The 14,750-nt window shown below is 46.5% G+C and carries 16 protein-coding genes; 5 read left to right on the top strand and 11 right to left on the bottom strand.

What is annotated here, in order from left to right; translation table 11 throughout:
- Nucleotides 1-178: 178 nt before the first annotated feature.
- On the bottom strand, nucleotides 179-1,438 hold the full coding sequence (gene sigC / locus ACJ2PR_RS20220) for an RNA polymerase sigma factor SigC (RefSeq protein ID WP_446875186.1): 1,260 nt from the start codon (nucleotides 1,436-1,438) through the stop codon (nucleotides 179-181).
- A gap of 977 nt (nucleotides 1,439-2,415) precedes the next feature.
- On the opposite strand from sigC, the gene pntA reads away from it, so the two are divergent.
- Entirely contained in the window at nucleotides 2,416-4,026 is a 1,611-nt protein-coding gene (gene pntA, locus ACJ2PR_RS20215) for a Re/Si-specific NAD(P)(+) transhydrogenase subunit alpha (RefSeq protein ID WP_446878308.1), read from the top strand.
- A gap of 11 nt (nucleotides 4,027-4,037) precedes the next feature.
- A complete protein-coding gene (pntB, locus tag ACJ2PR_RS20210; RefSeq protein ID WP_446878307.1) occupies nucleotides 4,038-5,432 on the top strand; it encodes a Re/Si-specific NAD(P)(+) transhydrogenase subunit beta in 1,395 nt (464 codons plus the stop codon).
- Between the two features lie 374 nt (nucleotides 5,433-5,806).
- Here the strand turns inward: pntB and ACJ2PR_RS20205 are convergent, their stop codons facing one another.
- Both ACJ2PR_RS20205 and ACJ2PR_RS20200 read right to left on the bottom strand, forming a co-directional pair.
- The gene (locus tag ACJ2PR_RS20205; RefSeq protein ID WP_446878305.1) at nucleotides 5,807-6,037 is read right to left on the bottom strand and encodes a hypothetical protein; all 231 of its coding nucleotides are present in this window, start codon (nucleotides 6,035-6,037) and stop codon (nucleotides 5,807-5,809) included.
- 478 nt (nucleotides 6,038-6,515) lie between these two features.
- Nucleotides 6,516-8,072, bottom strand: a complete 1,557-nt coding sequence (locus tag ACJ2PR_RS20200; RefSeq protein ID WP_446857193.1) for a restriction endonuclease — start codon at nucleotides 8,070-8,072, stop codon at nucleotides 6,516-6,518.
- A gap of 241 nt (nucleotides 8,073-8,313) precedes the next feature.
- On the opposite strand from ACJ2PR_RS20200, the gene ACJ2PR_RS20195 reads away from it, so the two are divergent.
- On the top strand, nucleotides 8,314-8,439 hold the full coding sequence (locus ACJ2PR_RS20195) for a hypothetical protein (RefSeq protein ID WP_446857192.1): 126 nt from the start codon (nucleotides 8,314-8,316) through the stop codon (nucleotides 8,437-8,439).
- Here ACJ2PR_RS20195 and ACJ2PR_RS20190 read toward each other — a convergent pair.
- Entirely contained in the window at nucleotides 8,394-8,732 is a 339-nt protein-coding gene (locus ACJ2PR_RS20190) for a XisI protein (RefSeq protein ID WP_446878304.1), read from the bottom strand. The genes ACJ2PR_RS20195 and ACJ2PR_RS20190 overlap by 46 nt on opposite strands.
- Complete coding sequence (locus tag ACJ2PR_RS20185) at nucleotides 8,720-9,163, bottom strand: XisH family protein (RefSeq protein ID WP_446878303.1); 444 nt, start codon at nucleotides 9,161-9,163, stop codon at nucleotides 8,720-8,722. The genes ACJ2PR_RS20190 and ACJ2PR_RS20185 overlap by 13 nt, the downstream gene beginning before the upstream one ends.
- 171 nt (nucleotides 9,164-9,334) lie before the next feature.
- On the opposite strand from ACJ2PR_RS20185, the gene ACJ2PR_RS20180 reads away from it, so the two are divergent.
- Both ACJ2PR_RS20180 and ACJ2PR_RS20175 read left to right on the top strand, forming a co-directional pair.
- Entirely contained in the window at nucleotides 9,335-9,754 is a 420-nt protein-coding gene (locus ACJ2PR_RS20180; RefSeq protein ID WP_446878302.1) for a hypothetical protein, read from the top strand.
- Between the two features lie 75 nt (nucleotides 9,755-9,829).
- Nucleotides 9,830-9,922 (top strand): hypothetical protein, encoded by a 93-nt coding sequence (locus ACJ2PR_RS20175; protein WP_446878309.1) that lies wholly within the window; start codon nucleotides 9,830-9,832, stop codon nucleotides 9,920-9,922.
- Between the two features lie 56 nt (nucleotides 9,923-9,978).
- On the opposite strand, the gene ACJ2PR_RS20170 is transcribed toward ACJ2PR_RS20175, so the two are convergent.
- From ACJ2PR_RS20170 to ACJ2PR_RS20145, 6 genes are all read right to left on the bottom strand, one after another.
- Complete coding sequence (locus ACJ2PR_RS20170) at nucleotides 9,979-10,290, bottom strand: hypothetical protein (protein ID WP_446870355.1); 312 nt, start codon at nucleotides 10,288-10,290, stop codon at nucleotides 9,979-9,981.
- A 164-nt stretch (nucleotides 10,291-10,454) separates the two neighbouring features.
- Entirely contained in the window at nucleotides 10,455-11,126 is a 672-nt protein-coding gene (locus ACJ2PR_RS20165; RefSeq protein WP_446870354.1) for a DUF998 domain-containing protein, read from the bottom strand.
- Nucleotides 11,127-11,308: 182 nt separating this feature from the next.
- Nucleotides 11,309-11,905 (bottom strand): DUF6151 family protein, encoded by a 597-nt coding sequence (locus tag ACJ2PR_RS20160; RefSeq protein WP_446870353.1) that lies wholly within the window; start codon nucleotides 11,903-11,905, stop codon nucleotides 11,309-11,311.
- Between the two features lie 235 nt (nucleotides 11,906-12,140).
- Nucleotides 12,141-12,512: a DUF6223 family protein gene (locus tag ACJ2PR_RS20155; RefSeq protein WP_446878301.1), complete on the bottom strand. Its 372-nt coding sequence runs from the start codon at nucleotides 12,510-12,512 to the stop codon at nucleotides 12,141-12,143.
- A gap of 222 nt (nucleotides 12,513-12,734) precedes the next feature.
- A complete protein-coding gene (locus tag ACJ2PR_RS20150; RefSeq protein WP_446878300.1) occupies nucleotides 12,735-13,436 on the bottom strand; it encodes a DUF3226 domain-containing protein in 702 nt (233 codons plus the stop codon).
- A gap of 2 nt (nucleotides 13,437-13,438) precedes the next feature.
- Nucleotides 13,439-14,725, bottom strand: a complete 1,287-nt coding sequence (locus tag ACJ2PR_RS20145; RefSeq protein WP_446878299.1) for an AAA family ATPase — start codon at nucleotides 14,723-14,725, stop codon at nucleotides 13,439-13,441.
- Between the last annotated feature and the right edge of the window lie 25 nt (nucleotides 14,726-14,750).

Here is a 14,750-nt window from a genome sequence, read left to right as displayed (position 1 = left end):
AAAGTATTGGTCAATACCCGTACTCACTTGATTCATCCCTTTGTTCAGCAACGCCTAAATTTCTTTTCAAATGCTAATTCGAGCAAGCCAGCGTTTCTACAAATACTAGACAAAAAATAGAGACGCGATCGCCACGTCCCTACCATTAACGCTTAGAGATTGAACCTTTGAAACTCGACTAGCTGAGAGACTCCAGGTAGTCACGCACCCGATTACGGCGTTTGGGCTGACGAAGTTTTTGTAAGGCCTTAGCTTCGATTTGGCGCACCCGCTCACGAGAGAGGTCTAAGGCTCGACCGATTTCTGCCAGCGAGTAGGGATGTCCGTCACTCCCCAAACCAAAGCGCATTTGAATCACGTCTCGTTCGCGATCGGTCAGATCTGCCAGCAGTTGTAGCAAATCACGGCGCAGCGACTCACGCATCAAGGTTTCTTCGGGCGACACTTCTTCGGTTTCGAGCAAATCGCCTAGCTCGGTATCTTTCTCTTTGCCGACTTTGGTTTCAAGAGAAACCGATCGCGGCACTCGGATCAAGACTTCTCGCACTTGGGCTGGCTCCATCTCCAACTCAGTGGCGATGTCCTCAATGCTGGCGGTGCGTCCTTTTTCTTGCGAGATTTTGCGCTGCGCCTTCTTGATTTTGTTCAGCTTTTCGGTGATGTGGACGGGGAGGCGGATGGTTCGGCTTTGAGTGGCGATCGCTCGTGTGATGCCCTGACGAATCCACCAGTACGCATAAGTGCTAAAGCGGTATCCCTTAGTGGGATCAAACTTCTCAACCGCTCGCTCTAAGCCCAACGTGCCTTCTTGAATCAGATCCAGGAGTTCCAGCCCTCGGTTTTGGTATTTCTTGGCAACTGACACGACCAGACGCAAATTGGCCTTGATCATGTGCTCTTTTGCAGACAGTCCTTGATTTTGAATGTCTTCTAACTCTTCAACGGGGAGGTCAACCAGCTTGGCCCAATGCTGCTTACCTTCTGCCAGGATTGGCTTAAGATCAGGAACCGTCACCTCGGCTGCCGCCGCCCAACGCTCTAGAGAGGGACGATGCCCCAGACTCGACGCGAGACGATCGCGCGCCTCAATCAAGGACACATAGCGCTGAATCGGGACAATACCCTTGGTTGCCGCTTCGTTGCGCTCCTCTAGCAGCCGCATGTAGCGTTGCACTCTCTGCGCTTCTGAAACTTCTTCATCTCGCCCCAGCAACCGAACGCGACCAATTTCTTGCAGGTATAGTCGCACCAGGTCAGTCGTCCGTCGAGTTGGAGTGCGAACTCTGTCCGCGTATTCTATTTCCAAATCGATCAGGTCAGGTTCTGTATCGCGATCGGCGAAACCTGCTTCAAAGCCCTGAGCATAGGACGGGGGACGAAACTCATTGGGGGAGGTTTCGTAGTCTGCATCAGCGTAGAAGGAAGTTGCTGGCATCATGTTCGTTTCGGGTGCTCTAGGTGAAATGGGCAGTCGGTTGCTTTAGCTGCTTTGTCGTAGTGTTCCCGCCATCCGGGGCTAAGGAACACAAGTCGGGGTTCCGCAAGCTTCTACCACATCCGACTCAAGTGAATCTGGGGACTATCTTCTTGAAAATCTTCAGGGACACTCTATCTATCTACAGGCTGTGAATCGTGAATTCGGAATCAAAGAGAAGTAGTTTTGCTTCTAAAAACCGATTTCTTGCCTTGCCTGGGGAAGTGGAAAGGGCGATCGCGAGCGGGTTAGTTCGATCAGTGAATTAACCTACATCACTTCTACGGCAATTTCCCGATGTCTTTCTCCCTGACCTTGCATCTTCATGCAGGCTTTTAATGAAGCTGGGATTTGGTTATGAAGCGATGAAGTGATACGTGAGGACTGTAGCCACCATTCAGGGAATCTACGGAGTTAGTTTAAAGACAAAAAAATATATCTTAATCCAGTTGACAAAAGGCTAGGAGTTTGGGTCTATATTGCTCGATTTTTTAGAACTCTAAAGAATAAACAAACTTTCTGTGTGCAATCAAAAAACTTTATAAATATCTAATTTGTGAATATCTATGTATTTAAGTTGAAATATTTTCAAAGTAAGCGCAGATTTATGACCAATTGTTCCAAAAGTTTCGTACTGTTTGAAGCTCTATTACGACTCTAGTTTCTATTTCTTACGAAACCGAATTTTAAGCCAGGTTAACGATAAGAATTGATTCTAGAGAACTCAGTCAGGATGCTGAATGTGTCTATGATTTCTCTAGATTCTGTAAACTTGCCCTCGCGTCTCGGCAGCATTGGAGCGTCTGAAAGAACGGATTTCGTCCCTTAGTCTCGTTCATTGTAAAGAACAAGAACGTGGTTTCTATCGGTTAAGAGAAACGGTTGAAAGCAACGATCGCAGACAGCTTGGCAGATTCCCTGGTTCATTTAAGGAGAGGTTCATGACGATCGCCATCGAAAAAGAAGCTGAATCTGATCATCAGTCAATATCTGAAACAAAACTCCATAAAAAAATCGGCATTCCAAAAGAAATTTTTGCGGGTGAATGTCGGGTTGCAGCGACTCCAGACACCGCCAAAATTCTGCAAAAGTACGGCTTTGAAGTGTTGGTCGAATCGGGCGCTGGAGACTGTGCAAATTTTCCTGATGAGGCTTACAAACAAGCAGATTGTCGGATTATTTCTGACGCTGAGACGCTGTGGAATGAGTCAGATTTGGTGCTGAAGGTGCGCGCACCCGGATACCACCCGATTTTGAACAAGCATGAAACCGAATTGCTGCGCGAAGGCGGAACATTAATTAGCTTCATTTGGGCAGCACAAAACCCAGATTTGTTGCAAAAGCTGGCGGATCGGAAGGCAACGGCTATCGCGATGGATGCGGTGCCTCGGATTAGTCGGGCCCAAAAGCTGGATGCCTTGAGTTCGATGGCCAACATTGCGGGATATCGAGCGGTCGTCGAGGCGGCAAATCAGTTTGGGCGATTTTTTACAGGACAGATTACGGCAGCCGGGAAAGTGCCTCCTGCGAAGGTGATGGTGATTGGGGCTGGGGTGGCTGGGTTGGCAGCGATCGGGACGGCACGAGGATTGGGGGCGATCGTTCGGGCGTTTGATACTCGTCCTGTCGTGAAAGAACAGGTTGAAAGTTTGGGTGCTGAGTTTCTCGAACTGGATTTTGAGGAAGACGGCAACGGAGCGGGCGGCTATGCCAAGGTGATGAGTCCCGAATTTATCAAAGCTGAGATGGATTTATTTGCCGCTCAAGCCCAAGAAGTAGACATCATTATTACGACGGCGTTGATTCCAGGGAGACCTGCGCCAAAATTGATCACGACTGCGATGGTCGAGAGCATGAAAGAAGGCTCTGTGATCGTGGATATGGCAGCCGAGCAGGGTGGAAACTGTGAAGTCACCAAGCCGGGAGAAATTTATCGCTACAGCGGAGTGACGATCGTTGGCTTGACCGATCTGCCGAGTCGCATGGCCAACCAAGCCAGTCAGCTTTACGGCAAAAATTTGTGTCACCTGCTCGACGATATGGGCAGAAATGACAATTATCGAGTGGATCTCAATGATGAAGTGGTGCGCGGTGCATTAGTCGTTCATGAAGGCGAAATCACCTATCCCCCGCCAAAGCCACCTGCGCCTGTAGAAACCGCGAAACCTGCTCCTAAAGAAATGTCTGCCGTTCAGCCGGCCCAGCCTAAGAAAAAGAACACCTGGATTTGGCCAGTTCTGATCGGGGCTGTTTTGGTCGGAATTGGCATCAGTGCGCCGCCCTCGTTTCTATCCCACTTCACAGTGTTTGTGCTGGCTTGTTTTATTGGCTGGCAGGTGATCTGGAATGTGAAACCCGCGCTGCATACACCTTTGATGAGTGTGACCAATGCAATCAGCGGCATCATTATTATCGGTGGAATGCTGCAAATTTCTGGCCCACTGACCTCTGCGACGACGATTTTGGGGGCGATCGCCATTCTGATCGGCAGCATCAACATCGCAGGCGGATTTTTGGTGACTCAACGAATGCTAAAAATGTTTCAAAAATAGAGAGAAACCCCATGTCAGAAAGCATTTCAACGGTCGCTTATATTGCGGCGAGTGGCTTGTTTATTCTCAGTCTGGGTGGACTTTCTAATCAGGAAAGCGCTCAAAAAGGCAACCTGTTTGGCATTTTGGGAATGCTGCTTGCGTTCATTGCGACGGCTTTGAGAAACGATGTGTCAGGCTACGGTGTGTTAGCGGGGGCGATCGTTCCTGGAGCCATCATCGGAGCGATTTTAGCGGCACGAGTCGCTATGACCGAAATGCCTGAGCTGGTGGCCATGCTGCACAGTTTTGTCGGAATGGCAGCCGTTCTGGTTGGCATCGGAAATTATCTCAGTCCGCAGTCTCTCACCGGGGTCGAAGCAACGATTCACGAGATCGAAATTTTTATTGGGGTGTTTATTGGAGCGATTACTTTCACCGGGTCGATCGTCGCCTTTGGCAAACTGCGCGGCATTCTCAGCAGCAAACCTCTGATGCTTCCGGCGCGTCACTTTTTGAATTTGGCGATGTTGGGCGCTTGTGGCTGGCTAGGATTCCAATTCATGAACGGGGCGGGATTGCAGCCGTTGTTAGTGATGACCGCGATCGCTTGTCTCCTGGGAATTCATCTCGTGATGGGCATCGGGGGTGCAGATATGCCCGTGGTGATTTCGATGCTCAACAGCTATTCGGGTTGGGCGGCGGCGGCGGCAGGCTTCATGCTCTCAAATGATTTGCTGATCATCACAGGAGCGTTGGTCGGCAGCAGTGGCGCGATTCTCAGCTACATCATGTGTAAGGCGATGAATCGATCGTTTATCAGTGTCATTCTCGGTGGGTTTGGGGCGACGGGATCGAGTGCGGCAAAAAGCAGTGAACCTGTGGGTGAAGCCAAATCGATTACCACTGAGGGCGCGGTGGAACTGCTGGAAAACGCTAAAAGTGTGATCATCGTCCCCGGTTACGGAATGGCCGTCGCTCAGGCTCAACACCCGATCGCTGAAATCACTAAAGAGTTGCGCGATCAAGGCATCAAGGTGCGGTTTGGGATTCACCCCGTAGCGGGTCGTCTGCCGGGACACATGAACGTCTTGCTGGCTGAGGCGAATGTGCCCTATGACATCGTGTTAGAAATGGATGAAATTAACGAAGATTTTCCTGAAACCGATGTGGTGTTGGTGATTGGGGCAAACGATACCGTGAATCCGAGCGCGATGGAAGATCCGGGAAGCCCGATCGCAGGAATGCCCGTCTTGGAAGTTTGGAAGGCCAAAACTGTGATTGTGATGAAACGCAGTATGGCCAGTGGCTACGCAGGCGTGGAAAACCCACTGTTCTATAAAGAGAACGCCCAAATGCTGTTTGGCGACGCACGCAAAAATGCGGATGCGATCGTGGGTCAGTTAAGCGTTGCGATCGCTCGTTAAGTGTTGCATCGGGCAACCGTGAAGGCTCAAATTTGAGCTTTTGCGTCTCTAAAAGGTCAAACGTCATGGTTATTTCGCCCGTTTGAGATGAAAGTCTTGGAGGGGCGATTTTTTTAGGGATGAGGGATGAGGGATGAAAGGAAGATTAGAACTTGGCGTTGCTGATTGGAGAGAAATCTGTGAAGATTGCCAATCCTCTCGCCCCCTAAATCCCCCATTTTGGGGGACTTTGAAACGTTTGGTTCTAAGCATTGCAAGGCTATGAGGCGATTCATCCCGTGATTCAGCGATACCAGATTTTCGCTATTGGCACTGATGAATCAATAAAAATTTCATCCCTCATCCCTCATCCCTCATCCCTCATCCCTCATCCCTCATCCCTCATCCCTCCTATGTCGATCGCGCGTCAAAATGCTCATTACTTCTCCCGGTCTGGGCGCGGGTAATAGCGGACTCCAATCATTCACTTCGGCAAAACTGAGACTGTACAGCGTGTGAATCGTTTCGGTGACCCCTGCTGGAAAGCCGATGATCAAAATTCTCACCTTTTCATAACTAGTCGGCGGCTCGTCGTCAGACAGAAAATCACGCAGATTGTCAGACATTTGGGGCTTCTCCTAAATTTTGGGATGCAGGAAGGCCCAAAAACCTAGCCATCCCACAAGCAGGACAAAGCAGGATGACTAGGAGGAATGCTATGATTCTCCATTAGCCTCCACGCTGGTGTTATGCAGCTTGAGGGTTAGCCGTTCTCTGCTGCGACCAACAGCTTTGAGCGGCGACGACTAGAGTTTTTGGGTATCCGGTTGCCGAACACTTCACGCAAGGCAACTTAACCAGTGAGAGTACAAGAATTTCTCTGTAAAAGTCAAGTAATTTTTGCAGTGAGTTTGGGATGCTTGCGTCAAAATTTGAGTGCGGCTTCTGATGTATCACCCAATCCTCCAAAAAGTTATCCATTCAAATAAGATGGCTTACGTGAGTTGGAGCCTGGAAAAGCTTAAACACGTCAAAATGGCTAAACATCTGAGCTAAGGCGTAGCCTGAAGCCGTTTGAGCGTTTTAAGTTGTAAAACAAATGGTTTATGACAGAGAGAGTAATTTGTTAACTACTAGCAAAGGATCAAAACCGAGCCACGCATTCTCCTTCAATGCCAAAGTACGTTCCGTCAAAAGATACTCAACGAGCTTTACACTAATCTGATTTCCAGATATGTGCACTGCTTGAAGCTCGTTATTAAAGGCTTCCAAATCTTGCTGCGTTTTAAGCGAAATACCGCACACCATTGCCAAACCTGGTATGACAGCCCATCTCTTTATTACTTCAAGCTCATCTGCAAGCTTCTTATCATTTTCACTAATCTTTTGAGGAGGCATTATGCCAGTGAAGTATCTAAAAGACTCAAGAGCATAGCTAAACAGTTCAATAGGTAGTGTTGCAATTGCATTCGCTAGTGAAACAATTGGAAGTAAATCTTTATGTTGATCTGCTGCTATCCATCGCTCACCACTAATAGTCTTATATATCATTTTGGGTGGCTCTGGAAGGATAATTCCTTGCGTGCGAGCTACAAAGGCTAACCCCAATAAAGTGTCATACATAAGTCTGGTTATTTCTTTTGCCTCTAATTTCATGCCTACAGCATAAAGATCCAAGCATGTAGCATTCCAGATGGTATTGACAGCACCAAAAGATCCATATGGAATCTGAGAGTAATTTGAGAGTTGAGAAAACTGGGAATCACCTATGAGCGAATACAACCTCGCACGTTCATTTGCTCGTCTTAGTAATCCATAATCAGTTCTTGCGAATAGTTTTAGAACTTTGATAGCTGAATTAGTAATATTTGCAGACTGCAATGTGGCGCTGACTGGTTGAATCACTAGCTTGCTAGCACTTTTCTCACCAGATACATAACCTGTCAGTCCTTTTTCTCTGACTTCATGAGCTAAACGAAGAAGAGACATAAAAGCTTCTATGGCAATATCGAAATCTCCTTCTTCTTCGACAGCTAAATGGGCTAGTTTTGATAGAACAATGCCATTAGGATGACCAGAATTACTCCTTAGAGCCAATAGATCTTTCTCAAAAGCCTCTCGTATTTTTCTTAAGAGAAGTGACGTTTGGTTGTTGAATTGATTTACTGAAATGAACTCAGTAGATTCTGCAAGCCCCAAGAACTCTTTACCCCATACAGAACCAAAGTGAGCATTAATCAGACTATAAGAAGTTTCCTGAGGGAAATTCCTTATTTTTTGAGAAATATCCTGTACGTCCCACACATCCCAAGTTGGAGTATTACTTACGACATCTCGCACTCTAGCAGTTGCTTCACAACTTAGTAACAAGATATATCGATCAGCATGATATGTGGCTTTTTGAATAGCTTTTCTAGCTTTACTCTCTATATACTTTTCATATTGCTTGCACTGAAATGCCCACTTCTGTCCATTTTCTAAATCAGCAAGTATATCAATTCCTTTTTGAGGGTCTCCTTGCGTTCCATAGCGATGACAGTTTTTTGTTTCAGGAAGTTTAGATATGAAATCAAGGCAGAACGACTCGAACCGATCCCATGAGAAGTTAGGATCATTCAGGGGTAGCTTATCTGGGCGTGGTGAGACAGGGGGCAAAACCATAATTGCAAAGCACAAACAGCTTTAACAGAGGGTAGCATAGGAAAAATTTGCTGAAATGAAAGTCTAGAGGTGACCTACACGGTTCACGCAGTATAGTAATTCTGTTGGAGCGAACTGTCAAAGTTGGTCGGTGTTGTAGTAGAGGTAATCGACGGCTGCTCAATAGATCCATTAGCTCGTCAGACTCGAAAGCCCAATTTAAGCTTTAGATGCGTTTGCCCCGTGCAGTGAGTTCGGGGCGATGACTTCATCAAACTTGTTTCTGAGTCAGGTAAAATTTCAGGCGTTCGATCGAGCCTCCCTCTATTTGAAGTGGCTGGTCTATGCGATCGCAAACTCGGTCAACGATCGCTTACTCGGTGGTTGAAAGCCCAAAACAATATCGCTTTTTGGCACTCCTGCCTCTAACAAATCATCTACAACACATAGATCCGTCATATCTTCTTCAACCCAAATCTTGTTATTCTTAATACGAAGATATATCACAATGTATTGAACATGTTTTTTCCCTTCCCAGCCTGATCGAAACCACAAATATTGGTCGCGTTGATCATCCAGAGCAAGCAGACTTTCTACATCAGAATCAGAAAGCTTCATCATTTGATGATAGTCTGTCAAAATTTTTGTAATAATTCTGCGATAGTGTTCTATTTTGTCCATTGCACAATCTCTTCTTCTTCAATGTTGATTACCAGCAAAAAAAGCTGGTTGCTATTAACCACAGCTTGCACAGATTTACGTTGAAAAAACTTCTCGTAAACAACATCATCAATGGCTAAATAAAGTGTGTATTCAGGTTCCGTTAGTTGAATTAAATTACGGTAGACAATGTACTGGCCCAGCGCTGCATGAAAATCGTACATTGGCGATCGTCCCACAAAACTCTTGACCTCAACCACAATTTTTTGTGAATCTCTCTGCGCGGCGATTACCCCTTCAGGGAACTGCGAAGCAATCGGTCTTTCTGCTGCTAAGTCAGCATACAATTCAGCATCTTCATATTTGATCAAATAAGGGTCGGCTGTAATTGTCCACCCATCTTTAATTAATGCATTTTTGACTGCATCGTGGTAAAGATATCTTGCAGGCATGTCAATACGATTGAAGATTCTTTGATTTTAGCGTAAACTCGATAGAGTTTTTTCGCTTTGGTATTGAGCGCTGTAGGTCTTTCCTATTTGCCTCAAGTGTGAGTGAGCTGTTTAATGAGTTAGAGTGTTGAACGATCGCCTATTTTCATCAAAAACAGGAGTTCTGAGGTTATGAATTCACCCCTGACAAATTTAAGTGATGCGATCGCGACAAACCTGCAAAACTCGATCGGTCTCTCTATTCAAAACTGGCTCGAAGCTCATCCAATCACTGCCTGGATGGTTGCTCATCCCCTCTGGGTCTTGGGACTCGTTGTATTGGCATTTTTTCTATTTTGGGGACTGCTGAATCTAATTGCTCGTCTTACCGAACGGCTCTGGCTAATTGTCCTTCAGGCACCCATCAAACTAATCTACTGGCTGGGCACACTGATATTGAAACCTTTCTCAATACGATCGTTAGAAGGCAGAAAACAAACTTCTAAAGAACAGCTTAAAGATGCGATCGAGCAATTAGAAGAACTTAAAAGCGAACAAGAGAAGGTGTTGAAGAAAATTAAGTCCCTATTAGCTTCTCAACCACAAAATTGAGCGCGATCGTTCCTTGGAGATTGTACTTATCTTTTTCGTCAAGACAAAATCAGTTTGGGAAAATCTAGCGAATTGATGGGAATGCAGTTTCAAAAACTCCTGGACGATCGAAGCGTCTGTGTCCACTATAATGTAGCTGAGTTTCAAGAAGATCTCAAGACCAAGTGAGGCACGAGCGAAGAAGTACAGGTTGTGAGATTCGGGTACAGCGCTCTGTTCTGCTGCTATTTACGTTCGAGTACTCGACCTGTTCCTACGATGTGCGGCCCTTCCTGAATATTGAATTTAGCGTCTTTGACAAAGGCAGAGTAATCAACTCTTGGATAATACATCAATTGGAAAAGTATTTTTGCGGTTCTACCTGGGTAAACAACTCTATAACCGTCAGAATCTTCAATCTCGAAAACACGAACACCGAGGTAAGTAGAATCAGGTGGCACAACAAGATGCGGTGCATAACCAACCAGAAACTCACAGTGCCTCCCGCCATCGGCTTCTGCTCTCATATGAACCTGAGCAATGATGTATGACTTCATATTCTGAAAGTATGACAACGCCACCCATCCGCACATGGCAGTAAAAAGGTTGCGTTCAGCGGCGGTGAGTAATCTTGAATTCCCACCAACCCTCTTTATTCTGCCGCTGCAACGCAGTTGTTATGCGACGGCTGTTTGACTTATAGCAATTTAACCCTGAGTAGTTACCTTAAATCGTCGCTTGGATGAACTGCATTTTCCTTTTCAAAGGTTCGCCATAAGTAAACTCCGATCCAGGCGCTCCAAATTTGTAGAGGAAAAACAGCGAATCTTTCCATACCGCCCTGCCCGAAAACAAAGTGAATTTGACCCAGAAATAGAGCCGTGGCAACAAGCCCAATCGCTCCCAAAGGACGGGAATAGGTGCGGACTGTTGGCAACATGTTCTTTCTCAGTAAGCTATCAGCGAAAATAAGTCCGAGGTTTCCACAAAAGAAGACGAGCAATGCCCCTAGTATGTGAAGGCTCTCGTCCAAATCCGCTGGTGCCATCCCCACCAAAACCCATCCAAGTCCAGCCAGCAAAATAAAAATGAGAGAGCTTTTCGTCAAGAAACTACGCCAACGAGATCTTGTCAACAGCAAGCCGATTATGAGCAAGACACCCTGGATCACAAACGAGGCGTTCATCCAACCGTGTAGAGGCGAGCAAACGTATCTTCCGTCATCACCCCATGCTCCACAATTGACGTTACCAAGATCGCTGATATTGTTATGCGCCCAACTGTATGGCTTAGTCCAAGCAAGTTCAACAACAATGTGAAATACGAAAAACTGAACAGTGCCGAGTATCCAAGCCATGGCACCGAGGCGAACGAGCTTTGAATAGGTGGTCATAAGTAGTTCTCTTTGATGAACGAAGCGAATCCTCGTAAACTCATGGATAATTCTTGCCTGCGTTTCCCCTTTAGACATGATACAAGCTCACTTTGTGTCGCATAACGTTCCGCTTCACCCGCCGCTAGTAAACTCTCGGACTCAACAAAGAAACCCTATACGATCGGTGTGCAAGCGGATTGTTACACGGCATCCATTACGACCTTCAACTCCTGATCGCTGAGCACTTTCGGGGTAACTATAGGGGCACCAGACTCTAGAACAAAGAATGGTGTACGTTTATAGCTACCATCAAGACGAGCTTTAAGCACCATGCCAATGATGCGCAAGGTGCTAGATAGAAGTCCTGTTGATTTTGGCTTATCTTCCCCGATGGCATATTTGGTACTTACGTGCATACGCACAGAGCCGAACGCTCTATCTAACGAACTTTGGTCTGAACTCAAGCAGTTATGAATTAAACCAACGAATGATGTACTGAGGTTTGGAGGAGTATTTCCGATCGGAGTATTACAACAAACAGCATACCATCGCAGCAAGCCATTCGCAGTAAGACGCATACATGTCAGGTTTTCAATGCCTTCGTCAAATGCGATATTTGCGGGGATGGTCTGAATAATGCTAGTACCACCTCTTTCATCAAGTATTTCATTCTCTCGTTTTAGAAAACGGGCGAAGGCTTGGCAATCAGCACAGTAACACACGCATCTATTTACATAGTCATTGCGGTGGAGAGTGCCCTTGAGTTTGCCACAATTGCAGCGAATCGAGTGGGCCATAGTTTTTGTTCCTCTTCTTAAAGAACTCGCCATCGTGTGCAGTATAACGCGCCGTCCGCTGCAACTTGTTAGGCGGCAGTGTCGATCCACGAGCGAGCCGCCGCGGGCGGATCCCTGCCCCTTCGCCCGTCGGAACACGCCTAGGAACCACAACACGGGCACTGACCCGGCACCATGGCGTGTCAGCCGGTGCGGCGGGATCGGGCCAGAGCCAGCCCTCCGACGGCCGTGGCGATCAGGCCACCACGGCCACGATAGCCCCGGCTAGCCCGCCTCCGGTACCGAATCCGCCGGGAGAGGTAGCCACAACTAGCCCACCGACGGCCATGCTGATCAGCCCCGCGGCGAGGGCGACGATGACTCCGAGTCGCCCGGAGGCGGTGCCGAAACGACCGGCGGGACGAACCAGAGCCAGCCCACCGATGACCACGCCGACCAGCCCCAGCACGGCGGCCGAGCTGGCCACGAGTCGGCCGGGGGTCATGCCGTAAGAACTGGCGGTGGCCGGATTTGGTTGATCGGGCTGAGCATGAGCGGACGCAATCGTCAGAATGAAGCTTGCCGCCGCGATGACCGTTGAGGTGATACCGATATGCTTCTTCTTCATGTTGCTCCTTTATGGTGGTTATTGAGTAGATGTGAATGCCGCCTAACTTATGTTTAGACTGACTTGATCTATCTAACTTCATTAATGTAGGTGATTGGGCTGAAAATTGTCTGTTATAAATCTCTAGATTGGGAATTAGGGTAGAGCTTTTATCTAGAAGGCGCTAAAAAAGACGATCGCCCTCTTTCACAAGAACGATCGCCCTTTTTGACCCTTTGAATTTTAATTCAAGCGATCGTGAATAGTCAGGGCTGCGATCGTGCCTTCGACCAAAATGCTACAAACCGTACAACGTTCTAAACCATTCCACAAAAGCTTGTACATCAGAATTTTGGGGTTCAAAATGCGTTGCATAATTGCTTGGTGGAGTTGTCTTCCAGGCGGATCTTGCCACGCTAACCACGAGTAAATGTTTGCTTTATCACATTGAGTTTCTGTGTAGGGCGCTCCTCGTTTTTTGGCTTCCGTAGCAGCTTCTTGAGCATATTGCCAAAGCGTTTCTCGATCGTCTGGAATCATGAAAGCCAGAAAAGTTTCTAACATTCCGCTGATTCTATTGTTTGGCATAATCCAGATTCCGAAATTCACGCCATTTGAAGCTCGATGAATTAAACCTGCTTCTGGCAACTCTTCTGGAAGATCAGAAATACTGGGAAAACAAGCGTTTCTTAAAGCCTGCCAGCGTCGAGCAGCATCCTCATCAGCATCTACAATAATTCCTAGAGCAACCAGATCAGAGGAATCTAATTGGGTAGATATTTCAATTGGATCAATCAATTGGGTATATCCATCATATGCCTCAATGTAAACCGTAGGGTTTTCACGACTTCCCCAATGAATTCCATTTTGTTCAATTAGTTCAGGAATGACACGCTTATCTTGATCTCCTTCGACCAAGAGTTTGTTTCTATGCAATCTTGCCATTCCTAACGCACCTCAATCTCCCGATTTGCGGCAACCACAATTTTACGTTCATCAAATACAACAGAGGTTGATTTTTCTCGTTCAATTCTATGGATTGTAATTCCCTGCTCACTGGCATCTTCGGACTTTGCAATTTCAGCCAGGCTTGTCCAGCAATCACTACTATGGGTTGTTGCAAAAACTTGAACGTTGAGCCGTTTAGCTGTTTCCCATATGAGCTTCCACATATCAGACATAACAGTGAAATGCAGCCCAGTGTCGATCTCATCCACTAGTAAAACGCCTCCTTTTGCAGAGACAACCGATAGTGCAAGTCCTAACATTCGCCACATTCCATCGCCCATGCTCCCGATCGGTACACGCTGATCAGATCCCGAAAGTTTTACAAGAAAACCAGCCCGCGAATTTAATCTGGAGTATGTGTTTTTTCTAGAACTTATCGGTGCAATTCGTTCGATTTTAGGCTCAATGTTATTAAGGGCTTTATTGATAATCTCTTCCTCTGGCTTCAAAACAACGTGATCCTCAAACATCTCAATCATTTCATCGGCTGGAAGTGAGAAAGGAGTTACAAATCGAGTGTTGATTGGTGGACTACCACTGTCTTTGGAGGATCGCCGAATATTGTCTGTAGGCAGACCCAAATCGGTGGAAAGTGGAAACCATCGATTCTTAATTGCGATTTCCTCATTCTCTCGCTCACTTAACCATTGAACAACAAGTTCAGTCTGTTCGTCGTCTAATGTTTCTAAACGATCACTAATGCGCTCATCATTTCCATCAAGCAAGCGTCTTCTCTTAATAACCATACTTAGGTTTTCATCATTGCCATCTCGCAAACCTGAAATGACTAGTTTGCTATCCAGATCAATTTCACGGTTGTAAAAAAGATGGCGGATGTCAAGAACACGACTTTGTACTGTTCGACCACTCGATCTACTTGTATCGATCGGAAAAGCCTCACCTCGACTGGTCATGACATTCTCAAGCGGTTCGAGATTTGCCCTTAAACAAAGTAGTTGAATCGCTTCTAAAATGAAGGTTTTCCCACTGTTATTTGTACCAACCAACAAATTAACCCGGCCGAGTTGCTGAAGCTCAAAAGATCGAAAGCCTCGGAAGTTTTCTATTTTCAGTGACTTCAACATAATCAGCAGATTGTAAAAGAGAGTATTTGGTTTCAGGATAAACGATCGCACCCACCCACAACAAAAAACGACTACAAAGAAAGCGATCGCACTCACTCGCAACAAAAAACGACCAAAAAGAAAGCGATCGCCCTGTTTCACAAGAACGATCGCCCCTTTTCAACTC

This window comes from Phormidesmis sp. 146-33 (assembly GCF_052939515.1).
Note: the sequence above shows the minus strand (reverse complement) of the source record. Positions and strands in the feature narration are given on the sequence as shown.